The organism is Agrobacterium sp. H141, from assembly GCF_057158725.1.
The window spans coordinates 1,316,708-1,333,725 of the sequence record NZ_CM169893.1; the positions used below are offsets into that span (position 1 = coordinate 1,316,708).

Below are 17,018 nucleotides of genomic sequence, written 5' to 3' on the forward strand. Positions count from 1 at the left end.
TTAGAATCTAGGCAATTGGTATTAAAATGCACGTTGCCTAGCTTTTAGGCTTCACATTTTCACCTAAAGCGCTATGGAATCTCCTTCAGGTTGATGGCCCGAGAGGGCAAACGAACAAGAGACGCTGCGGTTCAACGACGGCGTCCAGGGGATTGTGAATGGAGTATTTCGTTCAGCAGCTCATCAATGGGCTGACGCTTGGCTCCATCTATGGCTTGATCGCGATCGGCTATACGATGGTCTATGGCATTATCGGCATGATCAACTTCGCCCATGGCGATATTTTCATGCTTGGCGGCTTTGCCGCTCTCATCGTCTTTCTCATCGTCACATCGTTTTTCGCCGGCATTCCGGTGGCGCTTCTCATCCTCGTCATGATGGTGGTGGCGATGTTGACGACGGCGCTTTGGAACTGGGCCATCGAGCGGGTGGCCTACCGGCCGCTGCGCGGTTCGTTCCGCCTTGCGCCGCTGATCACCGCGATCGGCATGTCGATCGTGCTGTCGAATTTCATTCAGGTCACGCAGGGTCCGCGCAACAAGCCGATCCCGCCGATGGTGAGCGAAGTCTATCACTTCGGTGCCATCACGATCTCGCTCAAGCAGCTGATCATTGTGGTCGTCACCGCCGTTCTGCTGACCGTGTTCTGGTACATCGTCAACAAGACGCCATTGGGTCGTGCGCAGCGCGCGACCGAGCAGGATCGCAAGATGGCGGCGCTGCTGGGCGTGGATGTCGACCGTACCATCTCCATTACCTTCGTCATGGGTGCTGCATTGGCTGCGGTCGCCGGCACCATGTACATGATGTATTACGGTGTTGCCTCGTTCACCGATGGCTTCATTCCGGGGGTCAAGGCCTTCACCGCTGCCGTTCTGGGCGGCATCGGCTCGCTGCCGGGCGCTGTGCTTGGTGGCTTGCTGATCGGTCTGATCGAATCGCTGTGGTCGGCCTATTTCACGATCGCCTACAAGGACGTTGCCACTTTCGGTCTTCTCGCCTTCGTGCTGATCTTCAAACCGACCGGCATTCTTGGCCGTCCCGAAGTGGAAAAGGTCTAAGACCATGGCAGTCAATCCGGAAAACGTAGAAACCAGGCCCAGCGGCTCTGTCGCACGGGGCCTGAAGGAAGGCTTGATTGCAGGTGCAGTCGCACTTGGCATGTTCATTCTCTTCGTCGGCATCAAGACCGATCAGGACATCAACAATGCTCTGGTCTGGTATCCGCGCTGGGGACTTCTGGCGATCTTCGTGGCCGTGGCCGCGATCGGCCGCTTCGCCGTCGTCGCCTATTTCCAGCCGTGGCGGGCCGATCGGGCCAGCCGCAAGGCAAAGCTGCCGGTGCGCGAGATCGAGGCAGAGCCATCCTTCTTTCACAAGCACTTCCTGAAGCTGGTGACAGCCTTCCTGCTGATCTATCCGTTCCTGGCGGTGACGCTGGCGGGTACGCAAGGATCGCTCAAATATGTCGACAATTTCGGCATCCAGATCCTGATCTATGTCATGCTCGCCTGGGGGCTGAACATCGTCGTCGGTCTGGCCGGCCTGCTGGACCTTGGTTATGTGGCCTTCTACGCAGTCGGTGCCTATTCCTATGCACTGCTGTCGCAACATTTCGGCCTGTCCTTCTGGGTTCTCCTGCCGCTTTCCGGCGTTCTTGCCGCCTTCTGGGGCATCATTCTGGGCTTCCCGGTTCTGAGGCTCAGAGGTGACTATCTCGCCATCGTGACGCTGGCCTTCGGGGAAATCATCCGTCTGGTGCTGATCAACTGGTCGGATGTCACGATGGGGACCTTCGGCGTGTCCGGCATTCCCAAGGCTACGCTGTTTGGCATGGAATTTACGGCTTCAAAGGACGGCTTTGCCAAGACTTTCGGTCTGCCGATGTCGTCAGCCTATTACAAGATTTTCCTGTTTTATGTGATCCTGGCACTCTGCGCAGTCACGGCCTATGTCACGATCCGGCTGCGGCGCATGCCGATCGGTCGCGCCTGGGAAGCCTTGCGCGAAGACGAGATTGCCTGCCGTTCGCTCGGCATCAATACCGTCACCACCAAGCTCACGGCCTTTGCCATCGGCGCCATGTTCGGTGGATTCGCCGGGTCGTTCTTTGCGGCGCGCCAGGGCTTCGTCTCTCCGGAAAGCTTCGTCTTCCTCGAATCGGCGGTCATCCTCGCAATCGTGGTTCTGGGCGGCATGGGCTCGCTCACGGGGATTGCCATTGCCGCCATCGTGATGGTGGGCGGTACCGAACTTCTGCGTGAAATGGAGTTCCTGAAACATATCTTCGGGCCGGACTTTACGCCTGAACTCTACCGCATGCTCATCTTCGGTCTGGCCATGGTCGTGGTCATGGTGTTCAAGCCGCGCGGCTTCGTCGGCTCACGGCAGCCGACAGCCTTCCTCAAGGAGCGTAAGGCCGTATCCGGCAGCTTCACCAAGGAAGGTCACGGCTGATGGTATCCGGGGATAAGGCAATGACTGATACAATTCTCAAGGTAGAGCATCTGTCGATGAGGTTCGGCGGTCTGATGGCCATCGACGACCTGTCGTTCGATGTCAAACGCGGCGAAATCACCGCATTGATCGGCCCCAACGGCGCCGGCAAGACCACGGTGTTCAACTGCATCACCGGTTTTTACCAGCCCACCATGGGCATGATCATGATGAACCAGAAGGGCGGTCGCCAGCATATGCTGGAACGCCTGCCGGATTTCGAGATCACCAAGAAAGCCAAGGTGGCGCGCACCTTCCAGAACATCCGGCTGTTTTCGGGCCTCACCGTTCTGGAAAACCTTCTTGTGGCCCAGCACAACAAGCTGATGAAGGCCTCGGGCTATACGGTTCTCGGCCTTCTCGGCTTGCCGACCTACAAGAAGGCGGCCGCAAAAGCGATTGAACAGGCATCGTTCTGGCTGGAAAAGGCCGAACTGACGGATCGTGCCGACGATCCGGCCGGGGATCTTCCCTACGGTGCTCAACGCCGTCTGGAGATTGCGCGTGCCATGTGCACGGGGCCAGAGCTTTTGTGCCTGGACGAACCCGCAGCCGGTCTCAACCCGCGCGAATCTGCAGCGCTCAATACGCTGCTTCGAAGCATTCGGGAGGAGACAGGTACGTCGATCCTTTTGATCGAGCATGACATGTCGGTGGTGATGGAAATTTCCGACCATGTCGTGGTGCTCGAATATGGACAGAAGATTTCCGATGGAACGCCCTCCCATGTGCAGAACGATCCGAAAGTGATCGCGGCCTATCTGGGCGTCGAGGATGACGAAGTTGAAGAAATTGAAGAACAACTCGACGAAGGGACGGTATAATGACCGGTGAACCCCTTCTCAAAGTTCAGGGCGTCGAAACCTTTTATGGCAATATCCAGGCTCTCTCAGGCGTGGATGTCGAGGTTCACAAGGGCGAAATCGTCAGCCTGATCGGTGCCAATGGCGCTGGCAAATCGACGCTGATGATGACCATTTGCGGATCTCCGCAGGCGCGCAAGGGATCCGTCATCTTCGACGGGACCGACATCACCAAGATGCCGACGCATCTGATTGCACGCCGCCGGATTGCGCAGTCGCCTGAGGGACGCCGTATTTTTCCGCGCATGACGGTTTACGAAAACCTGCAAATGGGTGCCGGTCTCGACAACCTCAAATATTTCGATGAGGATCTGGCCAAGATCTACGAGCTGTTTCCGCGGCTCAAGGAACGTCAAAGCCAGCGCGGCGGTACGCTGTCGGGTGGTGAACAGCAGATGCTGTCGATCGGTCGTGCGCTGATGGCCCGGCCCAAACTGCTCCTGCTCGATGAGCCTTCGCTCGGTCTCGCCCCCCTGATCATCAAGGGGATCTTCGAGGCGATCAAGAAGCTGAACAAGGAAGAGGGGCTGACTGTCTTCCTCGTCGAGCAGAACGCATTTGCAGCGCTCAAGCTTTCTGACCGAGCCTATGTCATGGTCAACGGCAAGGTGACCCTGAGCGGTTCCGGCAAGGAGCTTCTGGCCGATCCGCAGGTCCGTGCGGCCTATCTTGAAGGCGGACGCCACTAGGGCGGTCAGGGGAGATTTGACATGCAGGGATTGTTTTTTGAAACTGATACAGGCGTCCGTTACATCCTAAGAGGCCTGGTCGTCTTGATCGGCTTCTGGACGGCGTGGCGCACGGGCAGGGCTGTGGCCGATGGCTGGCAGGGGTTCGGCACGGTCTTCGTCTACACGCTGTTGCTTGCCTGGGTAATGCAGTTTTTGCATTATGCGCTGTTTGAGGGTCCGTTCCTCAGCCTGTTTTATTATGTCTTCGATTTCGTGCTGCTTCTGGCGTTCTCAACCATGAGCTTCCGCCTTCGGCGCACGACGCAGATGGTTGAAAATTACTATTGGCTCCATGAGCGGACATCTCCGTTCTCATGGAAAGACAAGCATTGACAGGCCGCCAATACTGGCATCAGATTTCAGCTGGCCTTCAATAAAGAGAACCGAATTCCGGCGCAGTGGGAGTGGGTGCTGCGAAGGGTCATGGAAACCTAACCCGCTATATAAAAACTGGGAGTTACAATATGAAAAAATCGCTTCTTTCGGCAGTTGCGCTGACCGCTATGGTCGCATTCAGCGGCAATGCCTGGGCTGATATTCTCGTCGGCGTCGCCGGCCCGCTTACCGGTCCAAACGCTGCCTTCGGTGCACAGCTGCAAAAGGGTGCCGAGCAGGCAGCTGCAGATATCAATGCTGCTGGCGGCATCAACGGCGAGATGATCAAGGTCGTTCTCGGCGATGACGTGTCCGACCCCAAGCAGGGTATTTCCGTTGCCAACAAGTTCGTGTCTGACGGCGTCAAGTTCGTTGTCGGTCACTTCAACTCTGGCGTTTCGATCCCGGCTTCGGATGTTTACGCCGAAAACGGTATCCTGCAGATCACGCCTGCTTCGACCAACCCGCAGTTCACCGAGCGGGGCCTTTGGAACACATTCCGTACCTGCGGCCGTGATGACCAGCAGGGCGCAGTTGCCGGCGGTTACATCGCTGAAAACTTCAAGGACGGCAAGGTAGCGGTCGTTCACGACAAGACACCTTACGGCCAGGGTCTTGCTGACGAAACCAAGAAGGCCATGAATGCCGCCGGCGTGACGGAAGTCATGTATGAAGGCATCACTCCTGGCGACAAGGACTATTCGGCTCTGATCGCCAAGATGAAGGAAGCCGGCGTCAACGTCGTCTATTTCGGCGGTCTGCACACCGAGTTCGGTCTGATCGAGCGTCAGGCTGCTGACCAGGGCCTGAAGGCAACCTTCATGTCGGGCGACGGTATCGTTTCCAACGAACTGGCTTCGATCGCTGGCGATGCCGTCAACGGCACGCTGATGACCTTCGCTCCGGATCCACGCAAGAACGCTGCCGCTCAGGACGTCGTGAAGAAGTTCCGTGACGCTGGTTTCGAACCTGAAGCCTACACGCTCTACTCCTATGCCGCTCTTCAGGTTATCGCTGAAGGCGCAAAGGCAGCCGGTTCTACCGATCCGGAAGCAGTGGCCGAGTCCATCAAGTCGGCTGGTCCGTTCTCGACCGTCATCGGCGATCTCGGCTTTGACGAAAAGGGCGACATCACACGTCCTGACTATGTCATGTACGAGTGGAAGAAGGGCGACGACGGCAACTATTCCTACTTCGAAATGTAATCTGCTTCGGCCCTTCGGGTGCCGATTGGATGTTCAGGAAGGTCCGGCCGCAAGGTCGGGCCTTTTCTGTTTCCACCGGATGGTCATACATCCAGTGTTGGACCAATTTCCACTATGGCTTGTCGCTGGCTTGGACTAAGACTTCTTATCGAGGAGTATCAGGGAGGCAGATATGACCGTCGACGCAAAGGCTGCGGCTCGCGAGGGGATTTACGATCGCGACCTGGAGAAGACACAAGCCAACTTTTCGCAGATGACACCGCTCAGCTTTCTCGAGCGGAGCGCGCAGGTTTATCCGGGCAAGACAGCGGTGGTCTATGGCAAGATCAAGCGCAACTGGTTGCAGACCTATGACCGCGTTCGAAGGCTCGCAAGCGGGCTTTGCGCCCGGGGCATTGGCAAGGGCGATACGGTCTCCATCATCGCGGCGAATATCCCGGAAATGTTTGAGGCGCATTTCGGTGTGCCCATGACCGGTGCTGTGCTGAACGCCATCAACACACGGCTGGATGCGGAGACAATCGGCTTCATTCTCAATCACGCCGAGACGAAACTGCTGATTGTCGATCCGGAATTCGTCGATGTGGCGGAGCGTGCCGTTCAAATCTCCGGACGCCAGATCGAGATCGTCGACATTGTCGATCCGACGATCCCTGACGCCAGGACGCTGGGCACAAAGTCATATGACACGCTTCTCTCCGAGGGGCGGCTCGATCATGCGTGGGAACGTCCGGCGGACGAATGGGATGCGATCAGCCTCAACTATACTTCAGGCACGACCGGCGATCCCAAGGGCGTCGTCTACCACCATCGCGGCGCCTATCTGAATGCGGTGGGCAACATCCTCACCTGGGGCATGGGCAACCACCCGGTCTATCTCTGGACGTTGCCGATGTTTCATTGCAATGGCTGGTGCTTTCCCTGGACACTGGCCGCTGTCGCCGGAACATCTGTCTGCATGCGCGGTGTGCATGTGGAACGGATCTACGATCTCATCAAATCCGAGAAGGTAACCCATTTCTGCGGAGCCCCCGTCGTGCTCAACATGCTGGCTCATGCGCCGGATGATTTGAAAGAGGGTATCGATCATCGGGTCAATGTGATGACGGCGGGGGCTGCACCGCCTGCTGCTGTGATCGAGGCGATGGAGGGGATGGGCTTCGAGATTACCCATACCTACGGTCTCACCGAGACCTATGGTCCGGCCGTGGTGTGCGCCTGGCACGACGAATGGGATAGCCGGGAGATTTCCGAAAAGGCCCGGCTGAAGGCGCGCCAGGGCGTGCGTTACTCGGTGCTGGACGGATTGATGGTGGGCGATCCCGATACCATGGAACCCGTGCCGCACGATGGCGAGACGATGGGCGAGATCTTCTTTCGCGGCAATAACGTGATGCGCGGATATCTGAAGAACCCGAATTCCACGGCCAAGGCCTTCGATGGTGGCTGGTTTCATTCGGGCGATCTGGCCGTATGCCATGCCGACGGTTACATCGAGATCAAGGATCGCTCCAAGGACATCATCATTTCCGGCGGCGAAAACATTTCCTCCATCGAGGTCGAGGGCGTGCTCTATCGCCACCCGGCGGTGATGGAAGCGGCTATCGTTGCAAGGCCGGATGAGAAATGGGGAGAAACCCCTTGTGCCTTTATCTGCCTCAAGCCCGGCGGGACGGCATCCGAAAAGGATCTCATCGATTTTTGCCGCGCCAACATGGCCCACTACAAGGCACCCAAGACCGTTGTCTTTGGCCCCTTGCCGAAGACTTCGACCGGAAAGATCCAGAAATTCGTGCTGCGGGAGAAGGCGAGGGCACTTTGAGCGGGCTGACGCATCGCCCTCTTATCGCATATGCGCTATATAGCGTATATGCGATGGACGGTTGAGACTTTCTGGCACATCGTCGATGCTAAGATTGCTGCCCCTGCCACCGGACTTCGGGCGCATATGATCCGTCTTATGGAGGCGGCGTGTCACCTTCCATCTCAACGCTTCGTCGTTAGGCAGAGACAACAGGAGCAAAGCTCGAGATCGATCTGGTCTCGTGACGATCTTCAGATCTCGTGCAATGCATTGGCGGCCTTCACGGCCGCCGATGCCCGGTTTTCAACGCCCAGTTTGACGTAGATCTGCTCCAGATGCTTGTTCACCGTGCGCGCGGACAATCCCAGGATATCGCCGATATCGCGGTTGGACTTCCCCCTGGCGATCCACAGGAGCACTTCGGATTCACGCGCTGTCAGGCCAAAGGTCTGACGAAGCTGCTCGTCTTCGGCACGGCCGCCGGCGGCCGTCAGGCGGAAGAGATATTCGTCGGCTCCGATGGCCCCCAGAAAAGCGATCTGCAGAGCGGCTTGGCCATCGTGATCGAACGAAAACGCCACATCTCTGGAGAAGCCGGGTGTGTCGCGTTTCTTCAACCAGTCGGCGATCGTGCGTGCGACGCTGTCCAGCCCATCGTCACTTCCAGTCGCTGCGTTGACGAGACGTGTCGCCTGTGGCGTCGACCAGTGTATCGCCCCCCTGCCGGTGACGGCCAGCAGATGGCGTCCGGCCGCATCGAGTGCAACCCGTGCGCTCTGGGCCGAGCGGGCATTGGACAGATGAACCCGGATACGGGCGCGCAGCTCGTCGATATTGATGGGTTTGGAGAGATAGTCCACACCACCGGATTCCAGCGCATGGACCACATGCTCGGTCTCGGTGAGGCCGGTCATGAAGATCACCGGGACCTGCACCACTGCCGGATTGGCTTTCAGTTTCCGGCAGGTCTCGAAGCCATCCATCTGCGGCATCACCGCATCGAGCAGGATGAGATCCGGGCTGATCTTTTCGACGATGGACAAGGCCGCCTGACCGGATGTCGCGATGAGCACGGAGAAGCCGGAGGCTTCCAGCGCTTCGGTCAAGAAGCCAAGCGCGTCCGGGCTGTCATCGACCAGCAGAATGATGTCGCGCGGTTTTGCTGCCTCAGCCACGGGTCTAAGCGTCCTCCTCGGAGAATGATTTCAGAAAGGCCGAATATCCGGCCATATCGAAGGCCTGAACAAAGGTCCCCGCAGCCTTGGTAAATGGCAGGTTCTGCTCCTGTTTGGCAAGGTCGGCGAGTTTCAATTCGATGCCGCGCACATAGCCGATTTCGCCGAGACGCATCAGATCCTCGACGTGGGAGCGGCCCGGGCTTGCGATCGGCTTGTCTTCACCTTTTGCCACCACTTGCTGTTCATCGGCGTATGCCCAGTCGAGCCCCATATGCAAAGCCAGCTTGTCACGCAGACGGCCCATATTGATGGGTTTGGCAATGGCGTCGTTATGGCCGTCGGTGCCGGGGGAGGCGGAGCCATCGCCGATATTGGCCGACAGCATGATAATCGGCGCCGCCTGGCCGGCGTCGCGCAGCTTTTCCACCAGTTGCCAACCGTTCATGGAAGGCATTTGAATGTCGACAAGGAAGAGATCGGGCTTGGCGCCCTCGATCAATGTCAGGCAGTCCGGTCCGGAATTGGCGGTGAGCACGATGAAATCGAGCGGGACCAGCATTTTATGCATCATCTCGCGATGATCCTCATTGTCATCGACGACGACAATGGTGCGGCGCGGACCCGAATAGCCGGTGATCTTGCGTTCCGGGGCAGGGGCGGTGCTGGGGCGATCTATGGCAGACAGCATCAGTCTTACCTTGAAGGTCGTGCCCTTGTCGCGCTCGCTGGTGACGGCGATTTCTCCACCCAGCGTATTGGTCAAGAGCCGGGTGATCGTGAGGCCAAGGCCAAGGCCCGGCATGGGACGAATATTATCGGCCTCGCCGCGCTGGAAAGGCTCGAAAATGCGCGCCAGATCGCGCTCGGTGATGCCCCGTCCGCTGTCGGCAATGGTGAAGGTCGCGACCTGGCTGCGATAGGCGACGGTAAACCTGACTGCGCCTTCGTCGGTAAATTTGATGGCATTGGACAGGAGGTTGACGAGGATCTGGCGCAGGCGTTTCTCGTCGGTTCTCACATATTGCGGCAGGTTGGGCGGGCGCTCGTGGACGAAGGCAAAGCCCTTGGCCTGGGCCTGAGGCGCAAACATATCGGCGATCTGGTCGAGGAATTCCGGCAGGTTCAATTCGTTGGAATAGACCTGCAGGCGACCGGCCTCGATCTTGGAGATGTCGAGAAGGCCGTCGATCAGACCCGACAGGTGATCGGCGGAGCGGCGAATAACCTTGATGGCGGATTGCCTTGGCGGGGGAATGGTCTCGTCATGTTCCAGAAGCTGCGCATAGCCCAGAACGGCATTGAGCGGCGTTCTCAGCTCATGGGACAGGCCGACGACATAGCGGCTCTTGGCGCGGTTGGCCGCTTCTGCACTTTCCTTGGCAGCCTGGAGGGCCGCATCCGTTTTCCGGTGGGCGGCGATTTCCTTCAACAGCAGCGTGTTCTGGCGCGAGGATTCCTCTTCGGCCACCATGCGGCTGTCATGGGCCAGAACGTAGAACCAGCTGGCAACGCCGGTGACGACGGCAAAGACGAAGAAGACGATCAGCACAGTGCGATCCACCACGTCGGCCGTTTGCGGGGTGCCGGCGCCCACCTGATGCGCGATCAAAGCCAGAATGCCACCGATGATCGATATGGCAATCACGGCAATCATGACATAGCGGCCAAGTCGCGTGGACAGGCGCTCGACGATCGTATTGGAGAGGAATGTGCGTGCGACGGTGCCGATCTGCGCATTCAGCTTTGCGTGCGGCTTGCACATATCGTGGCAACGGCTGTCGAGCGAGCAGCACAGCGAGCAGATCGGTGCTGCATAGGCGGGACACCAGGCCATGTCCTCCGGCTCGAAAGGGTGCTCGCAGATGGAGCAGGTGATGGAACTCTCGGTCTTCCAGCCCTGACGTGCCTTGCGGGCCAGATAATATTTGCCGTCGGTCGCCCAGGCGATCAGCGGCGAAATGAGGAAGGCAATCAGGGTCACATAGGTGGACAAGGATGCAAGCAGCGCGCCGAACAGGCCGAAATGGGCGGCAAGGGCGATGGCCGCCGACAGAATCATCGTGCCGCAACCGACAGGGTTGATATCGTAGAGGTGGGCGCGCTTGAATTCGATACCGGGCGGGGCAAGCCCCAGCGGTTTGTTGATGCAAAGATCGGCGGAAATGGTCGACAGCCAGGCCATGGCAATGATGGAGAAAATGCCGAGTGTTTCTTCCAGCAGCCGGTAGATGCCAAGCTCCATCAGCAAAAGTGCGATCAGGACGTTGAAAACAAGCCAGACCACACGGCCGGGATGGCTGTGGGTGAGGCGCGAGAAGAAATTCGACCAGGCGAGCGAGCCGGCATAGGCGTTCATCACGTTGATCTTGAGCTGCGAAACGACGACGAAGGCGACCATCAGCAGCATGGCTGCCGCTTCATTGGGGATCATGTAGCCGAAGGCCGCGAGATACATGTGGGCCGGGTCGGCAGCATCGCGAACGGGCATGCCAAGTTCAAGCGTCAGGACGGCAAGGAAGGACCCCGCCAGCAGTTTGGGTACACCGACCACGACCCAGCCTGACCCCGCCAGAAACACCGCAATGCGGTGATGGATCTTGCGCAAACCTTCCGGCGGCAGAAAGCGGAGAAAGTCGACCTGTTCGCCGATTTGCGGCATCAAGGCCAGAATGACAGCGGAGGCAGCGCCGAATTCGAACAGGTCGAACGGTGCGGCGTTGCCCGGCATGGCATCGGAATGATGAATGCCGGCAAAGGCACGCCAGACGTCGAATTTTTCCCAGTCAGCAAAGGCAATGAAGGCGAAAGGGAGGATATTGAGGATGATCCAGAAGGGCTGGGTGATCAGCTGGAATTTCGAGATCAGCCGGACGCCATAGGTCACCAGCGGGATCACCACGATGGCCGAGATGATGTAGCCGATCCAGGGTGGAATGCCAAAGGCCAGATCCAGCGCGCCGGTCATGATCGATGCCTCGATCGCAAACAGCATGAAGGTGAAACTTGCATAGATGAGCGAGGTGACCGTCGAGCCGATATAGCCAAAGCCGGCACCGCGGGTCAGGAGGTCGATGTCGACACCGTGGCGGATGGCATAGCGGCTGATCGGAATGCCGACGATCAGCATCAGGACCGCTGCTGCCAGAATGGCAAAGAAAGCGTTCGTGGTGCCGTAGGAGAGGGTGATCGTGCCGCCGATGGCCTCCAGCGCCAGAAAGGAAATGGCGCCGATAGCCGTTTGCGAGATGCGGGAGGAGGAGAACTGACGCGCACTCTTTGCCGTAAAGCGCAGCGCATAGTCTTCCAGCGTCTGGTTGGCCACCCAGCGGTTATAATCGCGGCGGACGGGAATGATGCGTTGGCGTGCGGCCATGCCTAAATACTAGCGCTCCGGGCAAGCTGAATACAGTTTAGGCATTTTCACGGGAATGGGACGAATTGCAAGCCGTTGTATCGCTGAAGGTTGTGCTGCGCTTATTCGACAATTTACGCCATGTACAAAGAACCGGAGTGAGATCATGGCTGATGTATCGAGAATGCCTGCGACCACTACCGAGAAGGTGATTGGGATCACCCGTCATGGGCGCGTCATCGGCGGCTATTTGTCTGCCGGTGACCTTGAACCTTACAAACCGTTGAAGCGCCAGAAGCGAGAAGTCCTTGTTCTCTGAGATCTGGACGATGACACCGTCGCCGATCTTGAAAACGCTGAATATGGCGTCACACCTCAGTGACGTTTCCCAGTCCCGCACCAGGTCGTGGCGGTACCTGTCGCACACGCATTGCCTCAGGCGGGCGAGATCGACACTTCGCCGAGGTGCCACGATCCGTGGCGATGGCAATCGGATCGGACCGAGAGAGGAATGGGGTGTGCTTTTCCCAGCCACACCGCCACATCTGGCCCGTCTACGATTTGCAGCCTCGACCTGATGATCCAAGCCGTGTGGATGACGGCTATATTCGCAGCACTTCTCTCAGCCGATCAGGCAGGCGATATTGGCGGACAACAAAAAAGGAAGCTTTCATTCACACCGCGAGAGGAGTGAAAGCGCGCATCGATCCCTGAGACGCCTGCTTACTGGATCTGGGGCTTCTTCAGAAAGCTGCCTCGATCGGCGGATTTGACACGCAACCAGGTATCTCGGCCGTCGCGGATGATGCGCATGGGGATTTCCACGCCGGCCTGACCGCTATCCCAGACCTTGCGGTAGAGATCTGCCAGGCCTTCCACTTCCACATCCCTGATCTCCGAGATGATGTCGCCTTGCTGCAGGCCTGCAACCTCTGCCGGACTGCCTTTCGAGACGTTCATGACGATCACGCGGCCGTTGTTCTCGGCAGAATAGGCACCAAGCCAAGGACGCGGCGGGCGGTCGACCTGACCAAGCGCCATCAGATCTTCCAGAATGGGCTTGAGCAGGTTGATCGGCACAGCCATATTGATATCGGAGACGGAACTGCCTTGGCTCATCTGCAGTCTGAGAGAGCCGATGCCGATCAGGCGGCCATCTTCGTCCACCAATGCTGCGCCACCCCAAGAGGGATGTGCCGGCGAGATGAAGATGGCTTCGTCGAGAAGATATTCCCAATAACCGGCAAATTCTTGCTTGGCGACAATACCGGCAGGCACGGTCTGGCCCATGCCGTCGGACAAAAAGACCCTGTCGCCGACATCGATCAGATCGGAATCGCCCAGTTCCAGCGGTGGAGCGCCGAGGTCGCCCAGTGCCTGGACGAGGCCAAAGCCGCTTTGCTGATCATAGGCGACCACATGGGCCGGCACGATGTGACCGTCATCACGCGTCAACCAGATGTCATCTGCCTCGGTCACCAGATAGCCGATGGTGAGAACAAGTCCATTTTCCCGGATGACCACGCCGCTTCCCTCGCGCCTGATGCCGAGCGTGTCGGCGGTGAAGGCGTCTTCGGGAATGTTTGCGTGGACGGCCACGACGGACCGCAGGATGTCGGTAATATTCATGCTCCCATCCTGATTGGTTTAAAACGGGCCATACTGGTCTGCCGACGATGACAAACCTTGCTGTTGTAAAGGTATGGCGTTTCAGAGGGAGTGCAACCCTGATGGGTGTGCTTTTTTAGCGTCGGGCAGAAGGCTTTACGTCGATTCTGCACTCTCACCCGAGGTCGCCAGGCGTTCGGTCAGGGCCTTCTGGAGCTGGCTGGCGTCATAGGGTTTGCGCACGACAGGCACCGACAGAAGCTCGGGCGGCAGGGCCGTGCGGTCATCATATCCGGTTGCAAAGATGAACGGAATACCACGTCTCGTCAGCTCTTCTGCGACGGGGACGGAGGTTCCAGCACCAAGATTGATATCGAGAAGTGCTACATCGGGCGAAAAGGTCTTCAAGGTATCGAGAGCCATTCGGCTGGAATTGGCGGTCATGACTTCACCGACGCCCATTCCCTCCAGCATGAACTCAACATCCATGGCGATAAGAACCTGATCTTCGACCAACAGGACTGACATTTCATCGATACCTTTCAAATTGGACTGACCATCCGGCACTGTCTCGCGTACTTCCCGATGGCCCGTTTTTTCCAATATGGTCAAAAACTTTGCCGGAATTTTGATCTGCGCCGCCAAGCCTTCCCTATCGAAGCTCACGGTGCTTTCGCCGCCAAGGTCGAATGGGATACTGCGCTCTATCAGCGCGGTTCCAAATCCACGTTTGCTCTGGCCAGTAACGGGGGGACCGCCCGTCTCGTTCCAAAAAATTTCCAGGTCGCCGTCCGACAGCAGGTTCCACTCGACCTTGAGAGAGCCTTTCGGCCGGGACAGCGAACCATATTTGGCGGCATTCGTGCACAGTTCATGGAAGACGAGGGCCGCAACGGCATAGGCGCGTCCATCGAGCTGGACCTTGGGACCATTGAACGTGATGGCTGAAGCTGTGCTGAACGGTGACAGTTCGGCTTCCAACAGCCCCTGAATATCGCCGCCGCCGCTACCGCGAATAACCTGGTCATGGGCGTGAGAAAGCGCCTGGATGCGGCCCTTGAGGGTCGCCACATAATCTGCCAGCGAGGTCGCGTCGCGCGCGGGTGTCGCGATCAGAGACTTGATGACGGCCAGGATATTCTTGACCCGGTGATTGAGTTCTTCATTGAGCAGTCGCTGGCGCAGTTCCGCCTTGTGGCGTTCTTCCTGCATCAGCTGATTGTGGCGCAAAACGACCTCGACCGTGGCCGACTGAATGGCAGCGGCGATCTCATGCTCTGCCTCGGTCCAGGTCTCCGACATCCGGTCGACTGTTTCCTTCCAGATGGAAAAGCTCTTGCGCGGCGTCAAGCGGTCGCCCAAGGGGCCGGCTTCATAAAGCTTGTCCGGGTTTCCGGCCCAGTTCAAAGTCTCCAGCCGTTCCTTGCGGAAGAACATCAGGCAATCGCCAGAGACCTTTGACAGGGGGATGAACAGGACGCCCGAGACATCCTTGTAGTAGGGTTCGGCGGCCTCATAGATCGCAGACAGGCTACTGGTGGACCAGATGCGGTTCTCACCTTCTGTATTGGCATAGGTTGCCAGATCCTCGATTGCACTTTCCGGCGGGCTGACCCCGAAAGAACGATATTCGGTATCGAGATAGAGGCCGATGCCGTCGCAGGCGATCATCTCGCGGAAATCCGGCAGCGCCCGCTCCATCACTTCGGAGACATCCAGCTCCTCGGTCGCGCTGGTCAAAAACCGGTCGAGCGACTTTCTGGCTTCGGTGACGACGTCGAGTTTGCTTTGCTGAAGAAGGCCGATCAGATGCATGGAAAAGAACTCGCCGAACATTTCGGCGGCCACGCGTTGGGGCAGGGTCAGTATTTTCGGGGAATAATGATGGCAGGCAATCAGTCCCCATAACTCGCCATCGACCACAATCGAGACCGACATCGATGCGGCAACGCCCATATTGCGCAGATATTCCAGATGGATCGGAGAGACGCTGCGCAAATGTGCGTGCGACAGATCCAGTGGCTCGCCGTCTTCATTCAACACAGGGTGGATGACTGAGCGATCGCCGCGGGCGTCCGAAATGATGCGGATCGGGTTGTTGATATAAAGCTGGCGTGCCTGCTGAGGAATGTCACTTGCCGGGAAATACTGGCCGAGAAAGCTTTCAAGGTCGGGACGCTTGGCTTCGCTTTCCACCTTGCCGGCACCGTCCTGCTCGAAACGATAGAGCATGACGCGGTCGTAACCCAGAACCGCCTTCAGCAGATTGGTGGTCATGCGCAGCAGTTTCTGCGTGTCGGTTGTCGTACGAATACGGCCGATCAACTCACGGGTCAGCTGTAAAGGTTGCAGTTCAAGATCGGCTTCCTCGAATTCGATGATGGCATGGCCGGCAAAACGGTGGGCGGCGATGTCGACCACCTTGCCGTTTTCCAGTCGCATGCGCGGCAAAAGTGCCGGCCGGGAGGCCTGTGGAGCTGCCGCCAGTGCATTGCGGATGTCATGGGTGGCGTTGCTGCCGATCAGTTCGCCAAGCTTGTCGCCTATGCCGAGCGACGGAATGCCCAGCATTTCGGCACAGTTTTCGGAATATCTGAGAACATTTCCGGCCTGGATATCGCAAGCGATCAAGCATCCATGGGGCTGAATACTGCCCGGGATATGGATGGGTTCTCTATCACAATTTGTGAGATTTACGGGGTCGGATGAGCGCATTCAGATCTTCTCAAAAACATCGATGGCAACGGTGAATGTTTGCAACGCAGACACAATGATGGCCTGGTCGTCCAGATCTTCAGCGCTCTCCAATAACGCAAGGAACGCTTTCCAGTTCCCACCGCTGGCCGATTGTTTTGCAAGGTGTTCGGCACCGTTGGTTTCGTCAATACCGATCGCGGCCGCTTGTTTGATCAATAGGCGAGATCCAAGGGTGGAGCCTTCCAGCACATAGAGTGTGCCGAACATTTTTTCCGGCGTAGACAGGTCAATGTCGGACATTTCCTGTCCATGCGCGACCTGATCGTTCGCTACCACCATCATATCGCGCTGAAGGGAGGAGGCGATGTAACTCGGTGTGAATCCTGAAAGCTGGGAAGGATAGGAGGCATCAGCGAGCGTTCGCTCCAAAGGCCCCCTGAAGCGCATCATGCCGCGAAGATATCGCTGATAGCTTCCAAGGTCAGAAATGGACCCGACACGTCTGTCCAGCTCTTCATGGAGCGTCGACGTTCCTGACCGCAGCAGCCACCGGCGTTCTGAAGAGGGCATAGGGAAGGTGTTTTCCTGTCATTTCTGAAACCGCGCCTCTATGTGGCGCTTTTGGTGTCCACGTCAACTGGGGATGGTAAAGAATTAGATTGTTCTGAATGACGCGTCTTTGCCCCACCACCTACGTCAATTGACGTAT

Annotated in this window: 13 protein-coding genes; 8 read left to right on the forward strand and 5 right to left on the reverse strand. The window is 57.9% G+C overall.

Annotated features, from left to right (window positions below; translation table 11 throughout):
- Positions 1-158: 158 nt before the first annotated feature.
- The 7 genes from ACWPM9_RS05970 (at position 159) to ACWPM9_RS06000 (ending at position 7,492) form a co-directional block, all read left to right on the forward strand.
- The gene (locus tag ACWPM9_RS05970) at positions 159-1,061 is read left to right on the forward strand and encodes a branched-chain amino acid ABC transporter permease (protein WP_428188934.1); all 903 of its coding nucleotides are present in this window, start codon (positions 159-161) and stop codon (positions 1,059-1,061) included.
- Positions 1,062-1,065: 4 nt separating this feature from the next.
- Positions 1,066-2,457 carry a high-affinity branched-chain amino acid ABC transporter permease LivM gene (livM, locus tag ACWPM9_RS05975; protein ID WP_484757083.1) on the forward strand — a complete coding sequence of 464 codons (1,392 nt, stop codon included), beginning with the start codon at positions 1,066-1,068 and terminating at the stop codon, positions 2,455-2,457.
- Between the two features lie 20 nt (positions 2,458-2,477).
- Entirely contained in the window at positions 2,478-3,320 is an 843-nt protein-coding gene (locus ACWPM9_RS05980; protein WP_428188932.1) for an ABC transporter ATP-binding protein, read from the forward strand.
- Positions 3,320-4,048 carry an ABC transporter ATP-binding protein gene (locus ACWPM9_RS05985; RefSeq protein ID WP_428188931.1) on the forward strand — a complete coding sequence of 243 codons (729 nt, stop codon included), beginning with the start codon at positions 3,320-3,322 and terminating at the stop codon, positions 4,046-4,048. The genes ACWPM9_RS05980 and ACWPM9_RS05985 overlap by 1 nt, the downstream gene beginning before the upstream one ends.
- Positions 4,049-4,069: 21 nt before the next feature.
- Positions 4,070-4,423 (forward strand): DUF6867 family protein, encoded by a 354-nt coding sequence (locus tag ACWPM9_RS05990; RefSeq protein ID WP_428188930.1) that lies wholly within the window; start codon positions 4,070-4,072, stop codon positions 4,421-4,423.
- A gap of 131 nt (positions 4,424-4,554) precedes the next feature.
- Entirely contained in the window at positions 4,555-5,670 is a 1,116-nt protein-coding gene (locus ACWPM9_RS05995) for a branched-chain amino acid ABC transporter substrate-binding protein (RefSeq protein WP_428188929.1), read from the forward strand.
- Positions 5,671-5,842: 172 nt separating this feature from the next.
- Positions 5,843-7,492: an acyl-CoA synthetase gene (locus ACWPM9_RS06000; protein ID WP_428188928.1), complete on the forward strand. Its 1,650-nt coding sequence runs from the start codon at positions 5,843-5,845 to the stop codon at positions 7,490-7,492.
- Between the two features lie 233 nt (positions 7,493-7,725).
- On the opposite strand, the gene ACWPM9_RS06005 is transcribed toward ACWPM9_RS06000, so the two are convergent.
- Together ACWPM9_RS06005 and ACWPM9_RS06010 are read right to left on the reverse strand one after the other, a co-directional pair.
- Entirely contained in the window at positions 7,726-8,649 is a 924-nt protein-coding gene (locus ACWPM9_RS06005) for a response regulator (protein ID WP_484757084.1), read from the reverse strand.
- Positions 8,650-8,653: 4 nt separating this feature from the next.
- Positions 8,654-12,025, reverse strand: a complete 3,372-nt coding sequence (locus tag ACWPM9_RS06010) for a hybrid sensor histidine kinase/response regulator (RefSeq protein ID WP_484757085.1) — start codon at positions 12,023-12,025, stop codon at positions 8,654-8,656.
- A gap of 145 nt (positions 12,026-12,170) precedes the next feature.
- Here ACWPM9_RS06010 and ACWPM9_RS06015 point away from each other — a divergent pair, with 145 nt between their 5' ends.
- Positions 12,171-12,323, forward strand: a complete 153-nt coding sequence (locus tag ACWPM9_RS06015) for a hypothetical protein (RefSeq protein WP_484757086.1) — start codon at positions 12,171-12,173, stop codon at positions 12,321-12,323.
- Positions 12,324-12,727: 404 nt separating this feature from the next.
- Here the strand turns inward: ACWPM9_RS06015 and ACWPM9_RS06020 are convergent, their stop codons facing one another.
- The 3 genes from ACWPM9_RS06020 to ACWPM9_RS06030 all read right to left on the reverse strand — a co-directional run bounded on the left by ACWPM9_RS06020 (position 12,728) and on the right by ACWPM9_RS06030 (position 16,879).
- Positions 12,728-13,633 (reverse strand): S1C family serine protease, encoded by a 906-nt coding sequence (locus ACWPM9_RS06020; protein WP_428188925.1) that lies wholly within the window; start codon positions 13,631-13,633, stop codon positions 12,728-12,730.
- A gap of 135 nt (positions 13,634-13,768) precedes the next feature.
- Positions 13,769-16,327, reverse strand: a complete 2,559-nt coding sequence (locus tag ACWPM9_RS06025; RefSeq protein WP_484757087.1) for an HWE histidine kinase domain-containing protein — start codon at positions 16,325-16,327, stop codon at positions 13,769-13,771.
- Complete coding sequence (locus ACWPM9_RS06030) at positions 16,328-16,879, reverse strand: biliverdin-producing heme oxygenase (protein ID WP_484757088.1); 552 nt, start codon at positions 16,877-16,879, stop codon at positions 16,328-16,330.
- Between the last annotated feature and the right edge of the window lie 139 nt (positions 16,880-17,018).

Excerpts from the sequence above, each read along its gene's own strand:
- ACWPM9_RS05980 (WP_428188932.1), top strand. The coding sequence starts at position 2,478 with ATGACTGATACAATTCTCAAGGTAGAGCATCTGTCGATGAGGTTCGGC.
- ACWPM9_RS05990 (WP_428188930.1), top strand. The coding sequence starts at position 4,070 with ATGCAGGGATTGTTTTTTGAAACTGATACAGGCGTCCGTTACATCCTA.
- ACWPM9_RS05995 (WP_428188929.1), top strand. The coding sequence starts at position 4,555 with ATGAAAAAATCGCTTCTTTCGGCAGTTGCGCTGACCGCTATGGTCGCA.
- ACWPM9_RS06015 (WP_484757086.1), top strand. The coding sequence starts at position 12,171 with ATGGCTGATGTATCGAGAATGCCTGCGACCACTACCGAGAAGGTGATT.
- ACWPM9_RS06010 (WP_484757085.1), bottom strand. The coding sequence starts at position 12,025 with ATGGCCGCACGCCAACGCATCATTCCCGTCCGCCGCGATTATAACCGC.
- ACWPM9_RS06000 (WP_428188928.1), top strand. The coding sequence starts at position 5,843 with ATGACCGTCGACGCAAAGGCTGCGGCTCGCGAGGGGATTTACGATCGC.
- ACWPM9_RS05970 (WP_428188934.1), top strand. The coding sequence starts at position 159 with ATGGAGTATTTCGTTCAGCAGCTCATCAATGGGCTGACGCTTGGCTCC.
- ACWPM9_RS06030 (WP_484757088.1), bottom strand. The coding sequence starts at position 16,879 with ATGCCCTCTTCAGAACGCCGGTGGCTGCTGCGGTCAGGAACGTCGACG.
- ACWPM9_RS06025 (WP_484757087.1), bottom strand. The coding sequence starts at position 16,327 with ATGCGCTCATCCGACCCCGTAAATCTCACAAATTGTGATAGAGAACCC.
- livM (WP_484757083.1), top strand. The coding sequence starts at position 1,066 with ATGGCAGTCAATCCGGAAAACGTAGAAACCAGGCCCAGCGGCTCTGTC.
- ACWPM9_RS06020 (WP_428188925.1), bottom strand. The coding sequence starts at position 13,633 with ATGAATATTACCGACATCCTGCGGTCCGTCGTGGCCGTCCACGCAAAC.
- ACWPM9_RS05985 (WP_428188931.1), top strand. The coding sequence starts at position 3,320 with ATGACCGGTGAACCCCTTCTCAAAGTTCAGGGCGTCGAAACCTTTTAT.